This is a genomic window from Microcoleus sp. FACHB-831 (assembly GCF_014695585.1).
Classification (GTDB): domain Bacteria; phylum Cyanobacteriota; class Cyanobacteriia; order Cyanobacteriales; family FACHB-T130; genus FACHB-831.
Genome location: NZ_JACJON010000053.1, coordinates 54179 through 75104, shown reverse-complemented (window position 1 = coordinate 75104; position 20926 = coordinate 54179). Strand labels below are relative to the sequence as shown.

Annotated in this window: 17 protein-coding genes and 1 tRNA gene; 9 read left to right on the top strand and 9 right to left on the bottom strand. The window is 45.3% G+C overall.

All coding sequences use genetic code 11. The annotated features are described in order from the left end of the window. Window positions 1-4058: CHAT domain-containing protein (locus H6F77_RS13790; protein WP_309228845.1), on the top strand; the 4058-nt coding region annotated here is incomplete at its 5' end. 72 nt (window positions 4059-4130) lie between these two features. On the opposite strand, the gene H6F77_RS13785 is transcribed toward H6F77_RS13790, so the two are convergent. From H6F77_RS13785 to H6F77_RS13775, 3 genes are all read right to left on the bottom strand, one after another. After that, window positions 4131-4868: a DUF928 domain-containing protein gene (locus H6F77_RS13785; protein WP_190489290.1), complete on the bottom strand. Its 738-nt coding sequence runs from the start codon at window positions 4866-4868 to the stop codon at window positions 4131-4133. Between the two features lie 364 nt (window positions 4869-5232). Next, window positions 5233-6672: a serine/threonine-protein kinase gene (locus tag H6F77_RS13780; RefSeq protein WP_190489289.1), complete on the bottom strand. Its 1440-nt coding sequence runs from the start codon at window positions 6670-6672 to the stop codon at window positions 5233-5235. A 270-nt stretch (window positions 6673-6942) separates the two neighbouring features. Continuing rightward, the gene (locus H6F77_RS13775) at window positions 6943-7323 is read right to left on the bottom strand and encodes a DUF4359 domain-containing protein (RefSeq protein WP_190489288.1); all 381 of its coding nucleotides are present in this window, start codon (window positions 7321-7323) and stop codon (window positions 6943-6945) included. Window positions 7324-7440: 117 nt separating this feature from the next. On the opposite strand from H6F77_RS13775, the gene H6F77_RS13770 reads away from it, so the two are divergent. Next, window positions 7441-7513, top strand: a tRNA-His gene (locus tag H6F77_RS13770). A 138-nt stretch (window positions 7514-7651) separates the two neighbouring features. Here the strand turns inward: H6F77_RS13770 and H6F77_RS13765 are convergent. Further along, window positions 7652-7963, bottom strand: coding sequence for a YkvA family protein (locus tag H6F77_RS13765; RefSeq protein WP_190489287.1), 312 nt, complete (start codon window positions 7961-7963; stop codon window positions 7652-7654). Between the two features lie 288 nt (window positions 7964-8251). Between H6F77_RS13765 and H6F77_RS13760 the strand changes: the two genes are divergently transcribed. The 3 genes from H6F77_RS13760 (at window position 8252) to H6F77_RS13750 (ending at window position 10062) form a co-directional block, all read left to right on the top strand. After that, complete coding sequence (locus H6F77_RS13760; RefSeq protein WP_190489299.1) at window positions 8252-8923, top strand: MotA/TolQ/ExbB proton channel family protein; 672 nt, start codon at window positions 8252-8254, stop codon at window positions 8921-8923. Then, the gene (locus H6F77_RS13755; RefSeq protein WP_190489286.1) at window positions 8913-9563 is read left to right on the top strand and encodes an ExbD/TolR family protein; all 651 of its coding nucleotides are present in this window, start codon (window positions 8913-8915) and stop codon (window positions 9561-9563) included. The genes H6F77_RS13760 and H6F77_RS13755 overlap by 11 nt, the downstream gene beginning before the upstream one ends. A gap of 106 nt (window positions 9564-9669) precedes the next feature. Continuing rightward, window positions 9670-10062: a phage holin family protein gene (locus tag H6F77_RS13750; protein ID WP_190489285.1), complete on the top strand. Its 393-nt coding sequence runs from the start codon at window positions 9670-9672 to the stop codon at window positions 10060-10062. A 125-nt stretch (window positions 10063-10187) separates the two neighbouring features. Here the strand turns inward: H6F77_RS13750 and H6F77_RS13745 are convergent, their stop codons facing one another. From H6F77_RS13745 to H6F77_RS28405, 3 genes are all read right to left on the bottom strand, one after another. Further along, window positions 10188-12014, bottom strand: a complete 1827-nt coding sequence (locus H6F77_RS13745; RefSeq protein WP_190489284.1) for an aspartate kinase — start codon at window positions 12012-12014, stop codon at window positions 10188-10190. Window positions 12015-12440: 426 nt separating this feature from the next. Then, window positions 12441-13205, bottom strand: a complete 765-nt coding sequence (locus H6F77_RS13740) for a class I SAM-dependent methyltransferase (protein ID WP_190489283.1) — start codon at window positions 13203-13205, stop codon at window positions 12441-12443. A 171-nt stretch (window positions 13206-13376) separates the two neighbouring features. Further along, entirely contained in the window at window positions 13377-13511 is a 135-nt protein-coding gene (locus tag H6F77_RS28405) for a hypothetical protein (protein WP_255515749.1), read from the bottom strand. A 104-nt stretch (window positions 13512-13615) separates the two neighbouring features. Here H6F77_RS28405 and H6F77_RS13735 point away from each other — a divergent pair, with 104 nt between their 5' ends. The 4 genes from H6F77_RS13735 (at window position 13616) to H6F77_RS13720 (ending at window position 18042) form a co-directional block, all read left to right on the top strand. Then, on the top strand, window positions 13616-15178 hold the full coding sequence (locus H6F77_RS13735; protein ID WP_190489282.1) for a BamA/TamA family outer membrane protein: 1563 nt from the start codon (window positions 13616-13618) through the stop codon (window positions 15176-15178). 350 nt (window positions 15179-15528) lie between these two features. Further along, entirely contained in the window at window positions 15529-16188 is a 660-nt protein-coding gene (msrA, locus tag H6F77_RS13730) for a peptide-methionine (S)-S-oxide reductase MsrA (protein ID WP_190489298.1), read from the top strand. 31 nt (window positions 16189-16219) lie between these two features. Further along, window positions 16220-16477: a hypothetical protein gene (locus H6F77_RS13725; protein WP_190489281.1), complete on the top strand. Its 258-nt coding sequence runs from the start codon at window positions 16220-16222 to the stop codon at window positions 16475-16477. Window positions 16478-16680: 203 nt separating this feature from the next. Then, a complete protein-coding gene (locus H6F77_RS13720) occupies window positions 16681-18042 on the top strand; it encodes an NAD(P)/FAD-dependent oxidoreductase (RefSeq protein ID WP_190489280.1) in 1362 nt (453 codons plus the stop codon). A 102-nt stretch (window positions 18043-18144) separates the two neighbouring features. Here the strand turns inward: H6F77_RS13720 and H6F77_RS13715 are convergent, their stop codons facing one another. Together H6F77_RS13715 and H6F77_RS13710 are read right to left on the bottom strand one after the other, a co-directional pair. Beyond that, the gene (locus H6F77_RS13715; RefSeq protein ID WP_190489297.1) at window positions 18145-19740 is read right to left on the bottom strand and encodes an NAD(P)H-hydrate dehydratase; all 1596 of its coding nucleotides are present in this window, start codon (window positions 19738-19740) and stop codon (window positions 18145-18147) included. A 116-nt stretch (window positions 19741-19856) separates the two neighbouring features. Continuing rightward, complete coding sequence (locus H6F77_RS13710; RefSeq protein ID WP_190489279.1) at window positions 19857-20705, bottom strand: SPOR domain-containing protein; 849 nt, start codon at window positions 20703-20705, stop codon at window positions 19857-19859. Window positions 20706-20926: the final 221 nt, after the last annotated feature.

Genomic DNA, 20926 nt, shown 5'->3' with positions numbered 1-20926 from the left:
CCGGACAAATTACTGCACCCGGAGGACAGATAACCATAGCAGGCGTTGAAACTCAAAACTTAGTCCGCATCAGCGCACCGGGGAACGTACTGAATTTAGAAATACAACCAATATCAACAGCAAGCGCCACCGGGCCCAATAACTGGACATCAGCGATCGCAAGTTTGCCACAATTGCTCACTGGTAGTGGCGATATTGGTAATGCAACAAAAATGAAAGTTACCCAAAGTGGGAACGTTGTGTTGAGCGGTTCTGGATTAAGCGTACCAAAAGGTAATGGTATAGCGATCGCCAGCGGTACTATCGATGCATCTCAGCCAGCAGCTCTTAAGACAGGAGGAAGCGTTGGGGTATTAGGACACAAAGTAGCAGTTGACGCGGCTGCAATTAGTGCAACTGGTAGTATTGGCGGCGGGAATATATTAATTGGTGGGGAGTATCAAGGTAAAGGTACAGTACCCACAGCATCGCGCACGTATGTTAGTAAAGATTCAGCCTTAGTTGCAGATGCAGTTGCTAGTGGAAATGGGGGGAAAGTAATAGTTTGGGCGGATGAAGTTACGGGATTTTATGGCAATATTAGCGCCCTAGGTGGGAGTGCTGGGGGCGATGGAGGATTTGTAGAAGTATCGGGTAAAGAGACGCTAATTTTCCAAGGAACTGCTGATTTAAGTGCGTCTAAGGGCAAATTAGGAACGTTACTGTTAGATCCCAAAGATATCACGATAGTAGCTGGTGCTGGGCCTGGATCTAACGACGGAGATTTGCCCAATATATTGCAAGATAAATTCGCTGGTGATGCGATAACTATTTCTCAAGATGCATTGGAAGCCTTAAGCGGCGATATCATCTTGGAAGCGACTAACGATATCAAAATCACCAGCTTAACTAACAATAAGCTGACGATATTCGGCGATATTAATGATACCTCAATAACTTTTAAAGCTGACGCTGATGGAAATGGCGTTGGCAACTTTTTGATGAATCCAACGGATACAATTTCTGTGACAGGGGGAGGAGCAACGATATCGGGGGCCAGCATAATTATTGGAACTCTCACTGTTGGTGGGGGAGAAACAAAGATATCCGGAACAACCATAAATGCTGGAAATATCAACAATTCGTATAGCAACGTTATCCTCGATGCGAAAGGTCAAATTATTACAGGCGATATCCAAAGTTTTCAGGGCATAAGCCTCACCAGCAGCAACGATGCTATCAAAACAGGCAATCTAAGCTCCTTTAACAATGGAGGGACGATTGCCCTCAATGCAAAGGGCAACATTACTATAGGAAAAATTGTCCCAACAGGTAGCTCTAACTCATTCACCCTCAATGCGGGGGGAGATATTAATACACTAGACCTCACAGCAAGCGGGGGGGGAACGATATCGGGAGCAAGTATAACTGCTGGGAATATCAACACAAGCTCCAGTATTAGCCTCGAAGCCGTTGGTAATATCGCCACAGGTGCGATCGCGACCAATAATGATAAAGGTGCTACGGGGAACATTACCCTCACCAGCACAAGCGGTGCGATCAATACAGGCAGTTTATCCTCTAGTCTTAGCCTTTTTTCTGGTGGTGATGCTGGCGCGATCGCTCTGAGTGCTGCCAATGACATTACTATCGCAGGCAATGTTAATTCCAGCTCTAACAGTGGCGCGGGGGTAGGCAATGGGGGAGCGATCGCTATTACTAGCACCAACGGCAACATCAGCGCCACCACTTTAAACTCCAGCTCTAGCAACGGCAATGGGGGAGCGATCGCGCTGGGGGCGGGTATGGATATCAATATCAACGGATACATCAACGCCCAAGGTGGAGTTAGCGGCAAAGGTGGGAATGTTGACATTAACACCAAGCAGTTTTTCCGTGCTACGGGTACATTTACAGACGCAAATAATATCGCAGCTAGCATTTCCACCGCAGCCGCATCAGGAAACGGTGGTGACATTACTATTAACCATCAGGGTTCTATAACGACTCCCTTCATCATTGGTGATGGCACGAATTTGGGAACTGCTGGTGCCATTACTACAGGTAGCAACAATACGATTGCACCTACTTTTGCCGTGCCAGTTCCTCCTGATACCTACACGCAGGGAAATATTAAGATCTTTACCTCAGTGCAGCCCAGTCCAACTCCAACCCCCACTCCAACCCCTACTCCAACTCCAACTCCAACTCCAACCCCCACTCCAACTCCAACTCCAACCCCAACTCCAACTCCAACTCCAACCCCAACTCCAACTCCAACTCCAACCCCCACTCCAACTCCAACTCCAACTCCAACCCCCACTCCAACTCCAACTCCAACTCCAACTCCCACAAATTTTCCTTCTGTCTCTAATTCAGGCAGCAATGTCTTCCCAGCACAAACAAATTCTCCTTCTAGTGCTGTTTCGGGGAATTTTGTTTTTACAGTAGGAACTTTTAACAACATTATGCGCGTGGTGCAGTCTGTTGGTTTACAGCCCATCCTATCTAGCCAGCGCATCCTAAAGCTTGTCGAATTCCAACCAGACCCAGGGCTTCTAATAATCCCTTATAAAACTGTCCTAACTGCCGCCAACGACCCATTTTCTGGCAAAATCGCGCAAAGTACTTTTCAGAGATTATCTGCAAATAATTCCGAAGCGATCGCCACAGCTTTGAGAGATAATTTACCCCCTGGGGCTGCAACTGACAAAGTTATCGAAAATTTCCGCGTCGATACTTCTAAAAATCCTGAAGTTAATTACACCTTCTTAAAAACCAAGCTTTTTAATTTCCTTAATTCTGAAACCGACACTTACATAAAGCCAAATCTTGCTCTAGAAACCGCCCAAATCTTTGCCAATCCTCAAGGAAATATAGATAATGCAATATCTGAACTTGAGCAAGTGCGAGAACAAGAATTTGAAAAATATTTAGGTAAAGCTAATGAAAGAAGCGTCCTGAATGCTGCTAGCATCCGAGAAACTCTAGTTAACATTACCGCTCAAACTGGCAAAAAGCCTGCGGTAATTTATACAGTTGTTCTCCCCAATCAATTAGAAATTGTATTGGTTACTCCCAAGGGCGAATCTATTCGCAAGAGTGTACCAAACGCCAACCGCGAAGCTTTACTCAAAGTTTCCAAAGAGTTTATCAGCCAAACTACAGATCCTACAGAAACTAATGGCTACCTTGCACCATCCAAGCAACTTTATCAGTGGATGATTGCACCGCTGGAAGAAGAACTTGCTAAACAAGGTATAGACACCCTATTATTCTCCCTAGATACTGGAATACGCTCTCTACCTCTAGCAGCTTTACATGATGGTCAAAAGTTTTTGGTAGAGAAATACAATATCGGTTTAATTCCCAGCGTTAGTTTAACCGACACCCGTTATGCAGGCTTCAAAAATACCCCAGTTCTGGGCTTTGGGGCATCAAGATTTAAAGATTTACCCCCTTTACCCGCAGTCCCACTAGAGTTATCTACTATCGCACCAGGGCTTTGGCCTGGTAAATCTTTCCTCAATGAGGAATTCACCTTAAACAACGTGAAGTCTCAGCGTGAAAAAGAGCCATTTAAAATTGTTCATTTGGCTACTCATGCTCAATTTAATCCAGGGGCAGTAAATAACTCTTATATTCAGCTTTGGGACACAAAATTACGCATGGATCAATTGCGGCAGTTGGGTTGGAAAAGCCCGATGATCGAACTGTTAGTGCTAAGTGCCTGTCACACTGCCTTGGGAAATGAAGACGCCGAGTTAGGTTTTGCTGGTTTCGCTGTAGCAGCAGGCGTCAAGTCTGCACTAGCGAGTCTGTGGTATGTCAGCGATGAAGGCACTCTCGGCTTGATGACCAATTTTTATGAAAAATTGAAACACGCTCCCATCAAAGCAGAGGCTCTACGTCAGGCGCAGATAGATATGCTCAACGGACAGGTGCGCGTCCAAGGGAGTCAACTAATTACTCCCAGTGGCAAAATACCTCTGCCAACCTCTTTTGCATCGCGCGGTAATCAAACGTTAAAACATCCCTATTACTGGGCGGCTTTCACGATGATTGGTAGCCCTTGGTAGCCCCCAAATACAGTTTGGTTAAGTTGCGTTAGGGGCAAACAAATGAACGCTTCCCCTAACCCATTTAGCTGATTATTTTTCAATCGGTAGAACTGCACCAGCTATCGGCTCTTGCTCTAGTTGTTCCAAACCAATAGCTTTTAATAAATCTCGCCAAGCTTGGGGACGGGAATTAATCTGAGCTAAATCGCTTGAGACATCGTACCAAATATTATTTTTAACGTAGAGATTGATGCGTTCTTCTACTTTAGCCATCTTCAACTCAGTCTCAAGATTAGGCATATCGACTTTTTCGACTAAACCCGTGTGAATAACAAAGTTGGGTTGACCGGAATCTGTAGATGCACAATCAAGTTTTAAAGCCCACTTATACTGTTCCTTTGAATCGAGAGGTTTGGCTGTCTTTGGGATGCTAATACTGACGAAACCAGGCTTGTTAGGAAGTGTAAAAAAAGTACGATAAAAAGTATTACTTTCTCGATCTTCTAGAACAAACTTTCCCGAACTGACGCTACCAGCTTTATACGGAACATAAAACCAAAAAGTTGGATGTCCGCTAAGGGTATAGCCAGAAAAACCCGAATTAGTAACAGGCAATAAGGGAGTAAAAGGCGTGCTGGTATTTTCGCAGGGGCCGCGACTTCCTGCTGGTATTCGTCCATTATCAGGGTCGCCTGTGGGTGGTGGTTTTGGTGGGTCAGCAGCAATTTTTATGGTGGGGATAATTTGTGCTTGTGCTGGTATAAGGTAACTTGTCAGGTTAACAAGTCCAACTAATGAAACCACCAGAGCAGGTGCCGCTTTTATCATGTTTTAAAGTAAAAATGGATATCGCGATCGCTAGTCCTATAATAGAAAAAAATCAATATAGCGTAAATAAATTAAATATTTTATTTTACTAATATTTTAACCTTATTATAACAATTTCCAATACTGTGCTATGTATTGCCAAAGGCGCAAAGCTTTGCGCCCCTAGCCATCAAGCATATAAATGCGAGTAAGAATCGCTATATTTCTAATAAAAAATATTGCAACTATAGGTAAATGCTTTGAAATAAAGATGCGATCGCTCTTGTTATAAAAATCATTGGCAATTAAATCCGGCTGATTATGGTATTAAGCTTAAGCATCTTTACGCAGCTATTTTTTGTTAGCAAAATATTGGTAACAAAAGTTAGCTGATATCGCAGCCTTCTAGCCGTGCAGCCATTGACCCTGCGTGCCGCCACCACTGCTGACCTCCCGCCCATATGCGGGATGGCAGGTGTCCTTGTGGCGCTTTGAGATTAAATTTAAAAGCTGAATCTGCGATAGTAGGTACGTGGGTTGGCCAGCCAATGCGATCGCAAAAGCTTGCGTATTCTTTATCAACTTCTTGATAAATCTTATTTTGCACGCTAAAGCCAAAATGCCCCTTGCTATACTTTACCCATAAAGCATTAATCGTCCACAAATCCTGGCAGGGCAACTTCTCAATATCGATACTAAAAATATAAGCGCTTGGTGATTTACCGACAGCCTGACACATCACCACCCAAGTTTCCCGATCTGCTTCTTTCCATTTTCCAGCGGCGAGTAAATCGCGCAACTTTCTGTAATCTACCCCAACTTCTGAACCAAATTTGTGATTTTTAGGTGGCTTAGTGAGTACTGTTTGCGCGTTATAGGCTGATGGTGTCGGGGATACTAACCCCGTTGGCGTGGTGCTAGAAGCTAATAGTGCCGGAGATGCTTGTGCTGCAATGTCTTTAATTACGTCAATAGCATTTTGATAACGCTCTTTTAGAGAATTTGCCAATAATTTATCTAGAAATTGACCAAGGCGATCGCTTACTCTATTCCCATGCAGCAAATGACGCCGCCACGTCCACTCATCATTAATGATGTCAAACATTTCTAGGGGACGAACTCCTGTCAGCAAATGAATGCAGGTAGCACCCAAACTGTACAGATCGCTGGCAGGAAAAACTTTGCCCCTATGTTGTTCGGGAGCCATATAATCTGGACTACCGACAATGGTGCCAGTGTGTTGCAAAGTTGTGTCTGTGAATAGCTTTGCAACCCCGAAGTCGATCAAGATTAGCTTGCGATCGCTCTTGCGTCTAATAATATTAGCTGGCTTCATATCCCTATGTATAACGCGATGGGCGTGAATATAATCAAGGATCGGCAACAAATCCCGCAGCAGTTGCCAAATCTGCTCCTCACTATAAACACCCTTTTCCCGCAATTCATCCGCCAGAGTTTGCCCCTCGATAAACTCTTGCACCAAATAAAGCTGTCGATCTTGTTCAAAATGTGCCAACAATTCGGGAATTTGGGGATGCTGACCCAGTTCATCTAGGCGAACCGCTTCTTGACGAAATAACAGCACCACTTTATTAAAGGTACTTGTATCTTCCCCCGTAAAGAATAGTTGTTTGATGACACAATTTGGTTTCGAGGGGATATGTTCATCTAAAGCCAAAAAGGTCTTGCCAAATCCGCCTTGGCCTATTGGCTTAAGGGCGCGATAGCGGTCTTTCAGCAATATTTGGCTGCCGCAATTAAGACAAAATCGAACGGTAGCGGTATTTTGCTGTCTTTTACATCCTGGGCTGACACAATAGCTCATTTAAGTGCTTGACACCCACCTTAATCACATCCATCTAATCAAGAATTCCCAATTTCAGCAATAAAATAGATGAGAGCGGAATGTATTTTAATGTTGTGCCGTTCCACCTCGCCGCACCCGTCCTTTATCCCCCTATCTCTGGGGCAGAAATTTTTGTCTACGATTGTAGATATTTTGTGGCCAGAGAATTATTGCGCTTTAGTAAGGAATTTTTTAGACCAAGCGCTCCCATTTCGTGGACACAGAATAAATATACCCGCAGACACGAGGCTACTGCTTCTGCGCCTGGTAAGTATAGAAATTTTCAAACACGCCTAACGTCTCAAATTGGTAGGACGGTAAAAACGAGCTTACCGACAACTCAGTTTGGTAAATGCTAAAGAAAATAAAGTTCTGCCGCTTAGTACTCTCGGAAATCATTTGCTGGATTTGCGGGCGTCCAGTATCTACAAGAATTGTGCATTGACGGTGGATGGCATTACCAAATGCTCTTGGCAACTGCGTGCAGCCCTCCTCTTTTAAGTAAGTCGATAGCTGGGCAACAGCAAATTCCTCATAAACTTCCTGGCTAGGGTTGGTTGTCGCCATCGCCATCCCCAAGCCAACCAAGACTACTCCGGCAATTGCTTGAAAAATTTGCAAACCCTTCATGGTTCGTTTTTACCAATTTCTGACTTAAGACTACCCCAGGTTCGACTTGAGTTCCAGCTTAAATAAAATAGGGCTAGCTCTACGGATAATGAATATGCTATAGTTAAAAACGCAATGGCGAGCGTAGCCAAGTGGTTAAGGCAGAGGATTGTGGTTCCTCCACTCGCGGGTTCAACTCCCGTCGTTCGCCCTGAATTATAGAGAGGCGATCGCGTGTTTAAAAATTAAGCATAAGCGATCGCTCACAAAAAACCCCCGCCGCTTGGCAGTCGGAGACTAAGACTGCAACAAGGGCGAGGGTTTTATATAGGTTTGATAAAGCTTAGAGCTATTTGATGGGAACAGCTTTGACATCTACGGTGTCGGAACTGGAAGTATTGCCAGCAGATGCGACACTTGCTTCTGTATCAGCTTCATCGCGAGACTTGAGGCGTGCTGACAGCATCTGGGAAACTTCGCTCACCAGCAGCGTTAGAATCACACTATCGTCAATCCAGCCGATGACGGGGATGAAGTCCGGAGCAATGTCAATCGGACTGAACAGATAAAGTAACGACCCCATAATCAACCACCAGCGGTATTTGGGATTGCGAATGGTGTTGCGGTACCAGTTATAAAGCGATTGGATTGAAAAATTCATTCTTTTTTTTAACCCTCGATCTATTTTTATATTGACAAAATTACCAAGAATGTGCGGGTGTGGATAACCTCCCCAAGTATGATGGGAGGGTACTACTTAGGGCGCGATCGCGCAACGTATTTAACTTCACGTATCGATCCTGTTCAAATTGAATGACAGTGCTTTATTAAAATTGGAATGGCTTTTTAAAAAACCACCTGGGTTGGGCAGTGTAGGAGGCAATAACAGACTGTGGACAGTTCTATATTCAACCAAGCTCTAAAAATATTTACTCAAGGTGGACTAGCGATGTGGCCGTTACTGGCACTATCGATCCTATCTTTGAGCGTGATTCTAGAGCGTCTCTGGTTTTGGACGAGGATGTTAAGCAAAGAACAAGAAATTGTCGAGCGCGTAATTGAGGCTGCGAGACGCGATTGGGGCGTCGCAACAGAAATAGCTGGGCTGGCTAGGAAACAGCCCATCGGACGCTTTCTGTATGCTCCCTTAAGGCTTGTCAATCCCGAGCCAGAAGTATTTAAACTGGCGCTAGAAGCATCAGCAGACGAGCAGTTAGCCTCGATGCGCCAAGGCGACAAAATATTAGAAGCCGTCATTGCCCTTTCGCCTCTACTGGGATTACTAGGCACAGTTTTGGGATTGATTCAATCGCTGGGTAGTATCAAGCTTGGGGATTTGGGAACGTCTTCAACGGCTGGAGTAACTACGGGAATTGGCGAGTCGCTCATCAGTACCGCCGCCGGGTTGATAGTGGCAATCACTACTTTAATTTTCTATCGAGTGTTCCAAGCTTTTTTGTTTAACCAAGCTAAAATTTTCCGCCAAGCTGGGAATGAGTTAGAGTTGCTCTATCGACAGGACTGGCCGAAAATTAGCCTCAATCGTCATCCTGTTAAACCAAGCAGAGACAATTTTGAGACGCCTGAAAACAAGAATTTAGCTTTACCCAATGAAGATTAACTTGGATACTCCGAGTGACGATGCTCGGATAGAAATTATTCCTCTAATTGATGTCATCTTTTGCATTCTGACGTTTTTCCTCTTGGCTTCTTTGCAACTAACTCGCCAACAAGCGATCAATGTAGATTTGCCCAAAGCCAGTACGGGCACTGCACAGACGCGAGATATATTGATGGTGAGTTTTGATGAATTTGGGCAAGTCTACATCGAGCAACAGCAGATTAAGTCAAGAGAGGAGTTGTCTCAGGCTTTGGAGAATTACCACATAGCGAAGCCGAATGCAACGATGGTGCTGTATGCTTCGCAGAATGCAAGATACAGCGAGGTTGTACAACTGTTGGATTTGATGAGATCGGTGGGGGGCGATCGCGTGGCACTGGCAACATTACCAAATTCCGCCGGTACAGCACCCGTAACCAATACCCCAGGTTCTCCCATTCCTGGAGCAGCACCCACTATTACACCTTCTCCCGGTAGCGTTCCCGTCGATCCGTCTAATCCATCCCTCAACTCACCGCTACCATATAACCCAAGCCAGCCTTTACCCGGACAACCCGGTGTGTATCCCACTGTTCCTGAAAACCTGCCTCTAACACCAGTTGTTCCGACTCCAAACGCAACAGTTACTCCCAAGAGGTAGAACTCATTCTGCCGATTTACAGAGGTTGAGGCGCGATATTCACCTTAATGTGGTACATATCAAAGAATTTTTGTACGCCTCAACTTCTAGATAAGGAGTAATAAATATGCATTTAACTGATGTTCTGATTACTTGGCTGGTAACATCTGCCAGCTTGTTGCTTATTACGAAATTGCCTTTGGGAGTAGAAGTTGATAACCCCGGAATTGGTTATATTTCGGCAGCAGTTTTTGGGATTCTAAATACTGCTATCAGTTTCGTATTGTTGACAGTACCTAATACGCTAACGTTTGGGATATACGGCTTTTTTGCCAAGATATTCACTTTGGGCTTATTCTCGTTTGCTCTAAACGTGATTGCACTTACTATCGCCGCTAAGTTAATTACTGGTTTCCGTTTAGAGAAGGGGATTGTAACTGCTGTATTCGCAGCGATCGCTCTTGCAATTGTCAGTAACTTAATTAGCACCGTTCTAATTGGGCAGCCACAACTTGCATAAAAGTTTTAGCATAGCCAATTAGTAAACTAACCCGCACCCTTCCAGGGCGCAGCTATAAAAAGAAAGCCCGCCTACGCGGGCTTTTAAATTGATACCAGTTAATTAACAGGATTTGGGATAAAAATTCAAGCCGGAACTTGAATTTTATGCTCGCCAGCAAGTCCAAAAGCAGCGTGAATAGCTTGTAAAGCAGTCACTCCATGTTCTTGTGGCACAACGCAGCTAATTTTAATTTCAGATGTGGCAATCATTTCAATGTTAATTTTTTCGTCAGCCAGCGACTTAAACATTTTGGCTGCTACACCGGGATGATTAACCATACCCGCGCCTACTACACTAACTTTAGCGATCGCTTCATCTACATCTACATCACCGCAACCTAATTCTGATGCTGCTTCCTTTAATATCAATCTTGCTTGTTGCGCGTCAGTTTGGGCGACGGTAAAAGCAATATCTCGCCTGAGAACACCATCAACTTCGCGGCTGCGCTGAGACTGAATAATCATATCGACGCTGATGTTATGTTCGGCTAAAAGTCCAAACATTTTTGCTGCCATTCCTGGCTTATCTGGAATATGGCGAATTGCCAGACGCGCTTGATTATTGTCGAGGGCTACAGCCCGCACTGCGGGAGGATTTGCGATTGAACTGGCTTCGGCTGTTGCTAGCTGTGCTGGGGAACTATTAACTTCAAAGGTTTCGCACAAGAGAGAAATAGCGCGATCGCAATCTTCCGCATCAATTAGACAGCTAATTTTTACCTCTGAAGTAGAAATCATCTGAATGTTGATATTAGCCTCGGCAAAAGTTTGAAACATCCGCGCCGCTACCTTGGGCAAACCAATCATCCCAGCACCAGCTATACTTACTTTTGCTATCTGTCGTTCCTCTGGCTTTACCTCTGGTTCTCCCAGTTGAGAAGTGGAATTTTTAGCCATAGTTTTGACGATTGCATCTGCTACGGATACCGCTTTATTGATAGAACTCTTGGTTACGGTAAAGGCAATATCGTTGGTTTTGGTATCGTCTTCGTAAATTGATTGGATAATCAAATCCACATCAAGTTTTTGACTGGCGATACCACCGAATAGACTAGCAGCTACACCAGGGCGATCGGGTACGCGCAGTAGGGAAACAGCGGCTTGGTCGGTATCAAATTCTACTGCATCCACAGGGCGAGCAATTTCCAAACCTTCGAGCGATCGCGGCTTGGGTGTCGGCGATACTACTCTCGTACCCGGATCGTCCGTCCAACTAGAACGCACCACCAACTCCACGCCATAATTGCGCGCAATCTCTACAGCGCGGGGGTGCAGCACCTTTGCCCCCAAACTAGCTAGTTCCAGCATTTCATCGCAGGTAATTTCCTTCATCAACTGCGCTTCTGGCACCAAGCGCGGATCTGTCGTAAAAATTCCCGGTACATCAGTGTATATTTCGCAACAATTAGCCCGTAAAGCTGCCGCCAAAGCTACGGCTGAAGTATCCGATCCGCCGCGTCCAAGGGTAGTAATTTCTAATTCATCAATGCTGCTGATTCCCTGGAAACCAGCCACTACAACCACCTTACCGTTATTTAAATGCCGCTCCATCCGCTCTGTCTTGATCTGGAGAATGCGGGCGCGGGTATGTTCGGCTTCGGTAACAATTCCTACTTGAGCGCCAGTTAGGGAAATTGCTGGCTGTCCCAATTCCTGCAATGCCATACTCAGCAGGGCGATGGTTACTTGTTCGCCCGTAGAGAGGAGCATATCCATTTCCCGGCGACTGGGATTAGTGGAGATTTCTTTAGCTAATTTCACCAGTCCGTCGGTAGTCTTACCCATAGCGGAAACCACGACGACTAGGGAGTTGCCCATCTGGACTGTTTTGAGAACGCGCTGCGCGACTGCTTGAATGCGTTCAACCGTTCCAACCGAAGTACCACCGTATTTTTGGACTATTAGCGCCATAACTTTTATCTCACCAATCCTGCCTGGTTTGTCCTCAACAGCTGAAGCGAGAAGCTGCTTGGAATAGGGGCATTTTACATCACTCAACCTAATTAAACTTACCAGACTAGCTGGGACAAAACAGGCCGACTTTCCATTTTGTTGTTTATTTGTTGACGGCTGTATCTGTATGGGGTTGTTAGATGTCAGGCTTCTAGGGACAGTTGGGGGGTTAGCGCATGCTTGGCAATCCTGCGAAAGCAGCTATCCCGCGTCCTGGCTCAGCAAGGGTATTCATAAAATTTGTTATCAAGCAGGCGTGGCTGTAGGTGAACCCACAGCCTCCGGATAATATTATCAATATCCTTGCTGCTATTAGACACAGAATTGGGGAAGCGGTTGAGATTAGTGAATACCAAGCATAATAGGAGCGATCGCTCCTATTACCTATTCTTTCATGGCAATAACTCTAATTCTTTTATAATCGGCAAACCACCTTCCATCTCTATATAACTTTGGCTGTAACTGATGCTCAACTTCTCGAAAAACATCAACTTGTTGAGCAGATGGGATATCTGATAAAAAGCTATTGCCAAACATTTTTATCCAGTTTTTCATTCCCTCTGATTCTCCTTCTAAAGTTGTTAACCGATCAAATAGAGTTGCATAAGCCACAGAGAAACCTTGTTTTTCCAGAAGGCTGGCATATTCACCGATACTGGGGAAATACCAAGGGTTCATCTCTTGTTGCGGAACAAAGCCAATCGCCTCAATAGCACTATTCAGTGCATCAACAATTGCGCGAACATTCCCCTTACCCCCAAATTCAGCTACAAACCGACCCCCAGGTAAAAGAGATTGATAAACGCATTTAACAACTTGTTCAGCCTCTTTTATCCAATGAAGTACCGCATTAGAGAATACTGCATCGAAGGGCTGTTCAAATTGAAAAGTTTTTGCATCAGCAACAGCAAATTGTAAATTGGGATAATTTTTTTGTGCCTGCTCGATCATCGCCTTTGCACTATCGATGCCAATTACTTCAGCACCAGCGTCGGCGATTTTCTGAGTGAGTTGTCCAGTTCCGCAACCCAAATCGAGGATGCGTTCTCCTTTCTTAGGGGATAAAAAATCAATCAATCCCTCCCCATACTGCCAAACAAAAGCATGGTTACTTTGATACAAAGTAGCATCCCATTGATTCTCTGACATAAAAAGATATCCTTTACTGCTACAACTTGTATTTATAAGAGTAAGAGAGGCAAATATAAATGTCCAATATATATTTTGTACAACATTTATATCTAAAAGATATTAAATTCATCAGAACGTTATGGAGTTTATATGCCTGCGGTACTTTATAACGGTTGCCTGTGAACTGCACTATAGACGAGCAAAGGCGCGATCGCGCAATCGTTTACCATTGCAATCTCGATTGTGCAATCCGTCCTCATCTTCTATGCTGATATAGAAAAAACTATCACCGTCTACTCGAATTAAATAAGGCTTTCGGCGCAATCTTTAAAGTCGGTCGCTCACTTGGGGACGTTTCGTTACATAATATCTGTCGGTGGTAAGCCGTGTTGCGCCCAAGTTAGCTCGCAGCCAAATAACCTATTTATATGCGCGTTCAAATAGTTGTAACTTTGATTGTGGCGTCGCTGGCAAATTGCCAACCCAGTGTCGCTAAACTGGCAGATGATGTTGATGTGGAATCGACACCTATTGAGGTAGTTACGCCACCGACATCGCAGGTGACACAAACATTAGCCCAAACAGCAAATGAATTGCAGTTTCAAGGAAATGCAAAATACAGTGATTATTTAAAGCCGCTGACAAATGAGCAAACCAACGAACCAATAGTCCAAACTTTTGAAGCGGCACCTCGAATTGTAAAAGATGTGCAGATCCGTTTTGTCAATGACAAAGGTAAAACAGTCGATGACAAAGATCGGCCTATTCGAGGACGCACGCAGAAAAATTTTATTATTGGCGAACTAGGGCTAAAGTCGGGTGATGTTTTCCGCGAGGAGTTGCTAGAGGAAGACTTGCGGCGATTGCGGCGATTGGAGCCATTTGATAAAGTCAATGTTTCTCTGGAGGAAAATGCTGATGGCGTTAACATTATTTATGACATCAAAGAGCGCCGCTACCCATCTCTAACCTTTGGTGCGGGTAATAGTGGGGACGTTGGACTTTACGGTAGCGTGGGATATCGAGACGCTAATATAGGCGGCGTTAACGATCGCGTAAGTGGAGAAATCCAGGTTAGCGGTAAGGATGTCCAGTTTAATAGTCAGTACACCAGCCCTTACCGTCGCGGAGAACCAAACCGCTTGGGTTACAGTATCAGGGCTTTTCGCGATCGCGATTTTTCCCGGACGTTCACCGATGAAGTTAAGCTACCTAATGGCGACAGCATGCGCGAGGGGCGCTTTGGCGGTGGCGTAGCAGCTTTGCGTTCTTTTAATGACTTGGATGCTTCCCTCGGTTTAAACTACACCCGAATTAGCATTCGCGATCGCGATTTTAACGTTTCACCAGTCGATAGATTGGGAAATCCCCTATCTGTCAGCAAAACTGGTATTGATGACTTAGTTACGCTGTCTTTTGCTGTCTCTAGAGATCGGCGCGATCGCCGCGATACTCCAACTGCGGGATCTATCCTCACCCTTAGCACTGAACAGTCGATTCCTATTGGCTTGGGAAATATTTTGAGCAACCGACTGCGGGCGAACTACATTCAATATGTACCCGTGCGCTGGATAGGTAGAGGCGAATCAAAATACCATCCAGAAATGTTTGCTTTCAATTTGCAAGCAGGTACAACATTTGGCGAATTTCCACCAGCTGAAGCGTTTAATTTGGGCGGCTTGAATTCTGTGCGCGGCTACGGATCTGGTAAAGTCGCTAGCGGTCGCAGTTATACTTTGGCTTCTTTGGAATATCGTTTCCCCATTATTAGAACAGTCGGAGGCGTTCTGTTTGCTGACTTTGGCTCAGACTTGGGGACTAATAGCACGGTGCTTGGGGAACCTGCTGTGCGACGCGGGAAACCTGGTAGCGGTTTTGGCTACGGGGTGGGATTGCGGGTTAGGTCGCCGATTGGACTAATTCGGGGTGACTTGGCAATTAGTAACCAAGGAGAAATCAGATTTGAGCTTACAACTGGTCAACGGTTTTGATGCGCGATCGCGCCTGTTGAACTAACGTTTATCCTGGCTCGAATATATACAATTCGCAGCGGGATAAACAATCATTAGCCACTATTTTGAAAACATTGTTTTCTACCTATACCAATTTTATTTAACAGCTTTAGATACCCGACTTCTCCCAGAAGTCGGGTATCTCTCCTTGACGACTAATTTAGGACTGCTATAGTGTTTAAAAATATTCAGTTTACAGCTTAAAAATGTTATAAGAAGTTCTCCAAAAGTGTCACCTTTGCGAGCCATAGTTCAAAACCCTATTTAGCAACAAATTGCGCTATATTAAGAAAAGTAAAGACCAATCTTAGCAATCAGAGTCAGAGTTAATAATGATATTTGGATTTGGCAAAAAGTTAAGCCTTCCCGCCCCTCAAGACGCCCTACCGGGACGCGCAGAGGCCATGCCAGTACCCGCTAATCACTATGTCAACAACAATCCCCTCAAGCCCCCCTATCCAGAAGGGATGGAAATTGCCATGTTTGGTATGGGGTGTTTTTGGGGAGCAGAACGCAAATTCTGGCTGCTAGACGGAGTTTTCTCTACCTCAGTTGGCTATGCAGCCGGATTCACGCCAAACCCCACCTATCAAGAGGTGTGTTCTGGCAGAACTGGTCATAATGAAGTGGTTCGCGTTGTCTTTGACCCCAAAAAGATCGCTTACGAAGCACTGCTAAAAGCCTTTTGGGAAAGTCACGATCCTACGCAAGGTATGCGCCAAGGTAATGATGCTGGCACGCAATACCGTTCTGGAATTTACGTGTACTCTGAGAGCCAAAAAGCACTAGCTGAAGCATCGCGCGACGCTTATCAGCAAGCGCTGAAGGCAGCAGGCTATGGGACAATTACAACGGAAATCATCGACGCTCCAGAGTACTACTACGCCGAAGGCTACCATCAGCAGTACCTAGCCAAAAACCCTGGCGGTTATTGTGGTTTAGGGGGTACAAAAGTGTGTTTACCTGAGAATCAAACGCTGTCGCGCTAGCTCTAAGGCACAATGCCTGTAGGCTTCTAAAGTGCGTCGGATGTGGGAAGTAATGAGGCGATCGCTCGTTTGCGATCGCCTTTTGTGTTGGAAGGTGGAAAAATTGGTTTTTCTTCCGATACATCAATCTGACAATATCAATGCGATCGCACCTCCAACCCCATTGCTCTATTTGATTAATCGGGCTGGCGATCGCCAGCCTGATAAGTATGGGGCGGAAAACTTTTATCAACGATATTTTTGCAACTTTACCCAAAACCTAAATGCCTACAACACGCTTCAGCAATAGGTTTTGGATATAGCCAGCCCCTATTAATACCTCTGGCGACAGACTTTTTAGCAAAACAATTCTACCTGTAGCAGTCGTTACCATATTTTTATTAGGTCACACTAAGCTAATATGAACATCTGTAACAAAGTCTTGCCTTCATAGGCAACAAAGGTTCATTCAAATTAGTCCCTAACAAAGTCGAAATATAGGGAGTTTCTCTTATGGTAGATACAATCGAAAATCAGTCTCCTCACCAGGTTGTAATTGTCGGTGGCGGCTTTGGCGGACTTTATGCTGCCCAAGCTCTTGGTAAGGCTCCCGTACAAGTGACACTAATCGATAAACGTAACTTTCACTTATTTCAGCCTCTTCTTTACCAAGTAGCAACAGGCACACTCTCTCCCGCCGATATTTCCTCCCCTCTCCGCGCCGTCGTCAGCGAAAATAAGAACACCACAGTGATTATGGGAGATGTGCGGGATATCAAGCCAGAAGAGAAAAAACTTATAATGGCTAGTGGCGAAGTAACTTATGACACCTTAATCGTCGCTACTGGAGTCAGCCATTCCTACTTTGGTAATGACCAATGGGAAACAGTCGCACCCGGGTTGAAAACAATTGAAGATGCGTTGAAAATGCGCCAACGCATTTTTATGGCATTTGAAGCCGCCGAGAAAGAGACTGACGCAGAAAAACGCCGCGCCTGGTTGACATTTGTGATCGTAGGAGGAGGGCCGACAGGGGTAGAATTAGCAGGAGCGATCGCAGAACTTGCCTTCAGCACCCTCAAGCGCGATTTCCGCAACATCGACACCAGCGAAGCCAAAGTATTGTTGCTCGAAGGCATGGATCGAGTTTTACCTCCTTATACTCCAGACTTATCAGCAAAAGCAGAAGAATCGCTTAATCGCCTGGGAGTCACCGTCCAAACAAAGACGATGGTAACGAATATTACCGATAATGTCGTCACCACAAAACAAGGCGATAAAGTCGAACAAATTCCAGCTAGAACAATATTATGGGCAGCGGGCGTTAAAGCTTCGCCAATGGGGAAAGCGATCGCCCAAAGCACTGGTGCTGAATTAGACAGAGTGGGACGAGTAATAGTCGAATCCGATCTGACCGTACCAGGCTACCCCGATATTTTTGTAGTTGGCGACTTAGCCAGTTTTTCTCATCAAAACGGAAAACCCCTCCCCGGTGTAGCACCCGTAGCCATGCAGGAAGGGCAATATGTTGCCAACCTGATCGAACAGCGGCTTGCAGGTTACACCATGCCAGCTTTCAGCTATGTAGACAGAGGAAGCATGGCAGTCATCGGGCGAAATGCTGCGGTAGTAGACTTGGGCTTCGTGAAGTTCTCCGGTTTGCTAGCTTGGCTGATCTGGGTATTTATCCACATCTACTTCTTAATTGAATTTGACAACAAACTGATAGTAATGCTCCAGTGGGGCTGGAACTATTGGACTCGCAAACGCGGTGCTAGGTTAATTACTGGTGACGAATCAATGGGCTTAATTGGAGTTGACTCCAATGGTGAATATTACTCACCAAAGAATACTAAATCGCCTGTTGAGGTGTAACAATTTTAGATGTTCTCTCGTTTCCCGATATAAGCTTGGAGAGAGGCTAAAACCTCTTACTTTACATTACCAAGCAGAGGCGGGGGACGAGAGAACCTAAAATCAAAAATCTTGCACTGCCTGCATTAAATACTGTGTCAAAGTAAAAGCATCAACTCCCAATTCTGTCCTCTCTTGCGCTGCTAAAATACCAGCTTGAGCGTGCCACCAAGCAGCAGTTGAAACCATTCTTTCTACGGGCAGTTGCAGTGAAGAAGCTTGCGCTAGCAATCCTCCCATAAGTCCAGTTAGTACATCCCCACTACCGCCACGTGCTAAAGCTGGCGTGCTTTCTGGAATTATCGATACTGAACCCGAAGGGTTAGAAATTACTGTCCTGGCTCCTTTTAACAACACAATCGCACCACTTAATTGAGATGCTTCTCGAACTGCATCCACCCTGTCTTTTGTTGGATCGGTTAAGTCGGGGAATAAACGCTTAAACTCACCAGCGTGGGGAGTAAGTACAGTATTAGCGTGTCGATTCCCTCGTTGCAAAAAGTGGCGGTAAAAATTGGCGAGGATATTTAAGGCGTCGGCGTCTAATACTAGAGGGCGATCGCTCTCTAAAACTTTTTCAACTATTGGTTTAGCATCTATTGTTATACCAGGGCCACAAGCGATCGCGCTATATTTGCTAAGTTCAATTTCTGTTGGTATATCGGCGATCGCGCCGCTTTCTGTTTCTGGACAACCTATTATTAATGCTTCCGGTAATTGCGCCGCAAGGATAAGTTTAAGATATTCTGGTACGGCAATCGAGAGCATCCCCACACCACTTGCTCTTGCTCCCAATCCAGTTAAAAGCGCTCCCCCAGCATAGCGACGAGATCCGCAAATTAGTAGCAAATGGCCTTGCTTGTATTTATGCGTTACTGGTGGGCGAGGTAAAGGCAAATGAGCAAAAGCAGATGTTTTTGTTATGCGCTGAATTGGTGGCGGGTTCCCCAATACCGCCTCGATATCCGCAAGGGGAATATCAAAATCAATTAGTTCAGCTTTGCCGACATAATCTAATGCTTGGTCTTGCAACAATCCCAGTTTCCACAAGCCTAAGCAAAGAGTATGAGTAGCGCGAATTGCAGTCCCCAATACTTCACCAGTATCGGTATGCAATCCTGAAGGCAAATCGATACTAATAATGGGTTTAGACAAGCTATTAATTTGGTTAATAGCAGAGGCAATAGGATCGGCGATCGCTATTTCTAGCCCAAATCCAAATAAACCATCAATTATTAAATCGCAATCTTGCAGGAGCGAAATTTCCTCGGAAAACGGAATGCCCAAACTTTTAGCATATTGCGCGTGTTGCTGTGTTAGTTCCTTGAGTCTAGAAAAGGGACTATAGATAACAACTTTATAACCCTGGAAATGCAATTCGCGGGCAACAACCAAAGCATCGCCGCCATTGTGACCTGGCCCAACTAAAATGCCGATACGCAAAGATCCGCCCCAATTCTCCGTACCAAGCGGCAAATTAAAGCCCCCCTTTTTAAGTGGTGCTGAAAGGAGTTGATTAATCCGCTTGGCAATTAAACCAGCCACCTTTTCCATCAAAGCCGCAACGGGCATCCCCGCAGCAAAGATGCGCCCTTCGATTTGGCGCATCTGCTGCGTCGTAACAACAACTTGTTCAATGCGCGATCGCCTATCTTGCATCTGTACCAAAGTTCTTTCCCCTTAGTCTAAGGCGCAAAATTCCTAACTCAGACGAGATGAATCGCCTCTATACAAAATTCAAAATTCAAAACTCAAAACTCAAAACTCAAAACTTTTTAACGCCCGTAATAGACCCGCGCATCAATTCCACGCGATCGCAGATAACTACTCCAACGTTCTGCTTCTCGCCGCGCCTCAAAGGGGCCAACAGCGACGTGGGAACCTCGCGGCCCTTCTCTTGTTTGCACTGCATCGCGGTTAACCCCCGTGCGAATCACTTCGGCTGCCATGTCAGCTAAGTCACCTCGACTCGCCGGAACCACAACAAAATAGTTCCTGGGGCTTACCAGTCTTCGAGAATCGCTGTACAGTCTGGGATTATCGGTTTGTACTGTTGGATTATCGCTGTAGATTCTGGGAGGCTCGCTGTACAGTTGTGGAATATCGGTATTTTGGGCTTCACGGGTGGTTACTTGGGGCGTCTGAGGTATATCGCTGTAGAAATTGGCATCAGAGGATGCAGTTATTTCCGCGATAATGCCTAGCGTTGCCAGTTCGCGGATGCGCTGTTCGGCATAATAGCGATCGCTATATGACCCAGCTTGGATGACACCCTCGCGCGATCGCACAAAGGCTTCTGGTTCTAATTTCTTTACTTGCGCTAACAACAAAGGACTATCCCCTTTAATATCCACTCGGAAGCGCCTGGAATTGCTGCGGTATGTATTTGGTCGGTTGGGTGCTTGAAAATCCAACTCCCGACTATCGTCAAGATCGCCGGGTGAGGGTTGGGGAAATTGTTCGCCTTCTGTTACTGGCGGCACATCTGACGGCGATGCTGGAGGTAAGTCGCGAAAAATTCTCGGACGCAATGCGGGTTTAGCGTCTGCGTGAGGTTGAAAAGCCATAACCGAACATACACCCAGCAACAACATCATCAATGACGCTGCTGTTGTGTTAGACATTCGTCTGGATGGCTCAAAAAATCTTTTGGGTAACTTTCTTAGTTGACTCTGCTGATTGCTGGTCATTTGAAATCAGATGCGGGGTTATTTTTCAGGAACCGGAGCGGTAAAATTTGTAGACAATCTACCACACTCGTAGATGCTTGTTTAGCGTTTATTTCTGGTTTACCTGCTCTTTCTTTTCAATGCATCTATCCGTAAGTGTTAGTCTAGAGAAAAAC

Excerpts from the sequence above, each read along its gene's own strand:
- H6F77_RS13785 (WP_190489290.1), bottom strand. The coding sequence starts at position 4,868 with ATGATAAAAGCGGCACCTGCTCTGGTGGTTTCATTAGTTGGACTTGTT.
- H6F77_RS13780 (WP_190489289.1), bottom strand. The coding sequence starts at position 6,672 with ATGAGCTATTGTGTCAGCCCAGGATGTAAAAGACAGCAAAATACCGCT.
- H6F77_RS13775 (WP_190489288.1), bottom strand. The coding sequence starts at position 7,323 with ATGAAGGGTTTGCAAATTTTTCAAGCAATTGCCGGAGTAGTCTTGGTT.
- H6F77_RS13765 (WP_190489287.1), bottom strand. The coding sequence starts at position 7,963 with ATGAATTTTTCAATCCAATCGCTTTATAACTGGTACCGCAACACCATT.
- H6F77_RS13760 (WP_190489299.1), top strand. The coding sequence starts at position 8,252 with ATGTGGCCGTTACTGGCACTATCGATCCTATCTTTGAGCGTGATTCTA.
- H6F77_RS13755 (WP_190489286.1), top strand. The coding sequence starts at position 8,913 with ATGAAGATTAACTTGGATACTCCGAGTGACGATGCTCGGATAGAAATT.
- H6F77_RS13750 (WP_190489285.1), top strand. The coding sequence starts at position 9,670 with ATGCATTTAACTGATGTTCTGATTACTTGGCTGGTAACATCTGCCAGC.
- H6F77_RS13745 (WP_190489284.1), bottom strand. The coding sequence starts at position 12,014 with ATGGCGCTAATAGTCCAAAAATACGGTGGTACTTCGGTTGGAACGGTT.
- H6F77_RS13740 (WP_190489283.1), bottom strand. The coding sequence starts at position 13,205 with ATGTCAGAGAATCAATGGGATGCTACTTTGTATCAAAGTAACCATGCT.
- H6F77_RS13735 (WP_190489282.1), top strand. The coding sequence starts at position 13,616 with ATGCGCGTTCAAATAGTTGTAACTTTGATTGTGGCGTCGCTGGCAAAT.
- H6F77_RS13720 (WP_190489280.1), top strand. The coding sequence starts at position 16,681 with ATGGTAGATACAATCGAAAATCAGTCTCCTCACCAGGTTGTAATTGTC.
- H6F77_RS13715 (WP_190489297.1), bottom strand. The coding sequence starts at position 19,740 with ATGCAAGATAGGCGATCGCGCATTGAACAAGTTGTTGTTACGACGCAG.
- H6F77_RS13710 (WP_190489279.1), bottom strand. The coding sequence starts at position 20,705 with ATGTCTAACACAACAGCAGCGTCATTGATGATGTTGTTGCTGGGTGTA.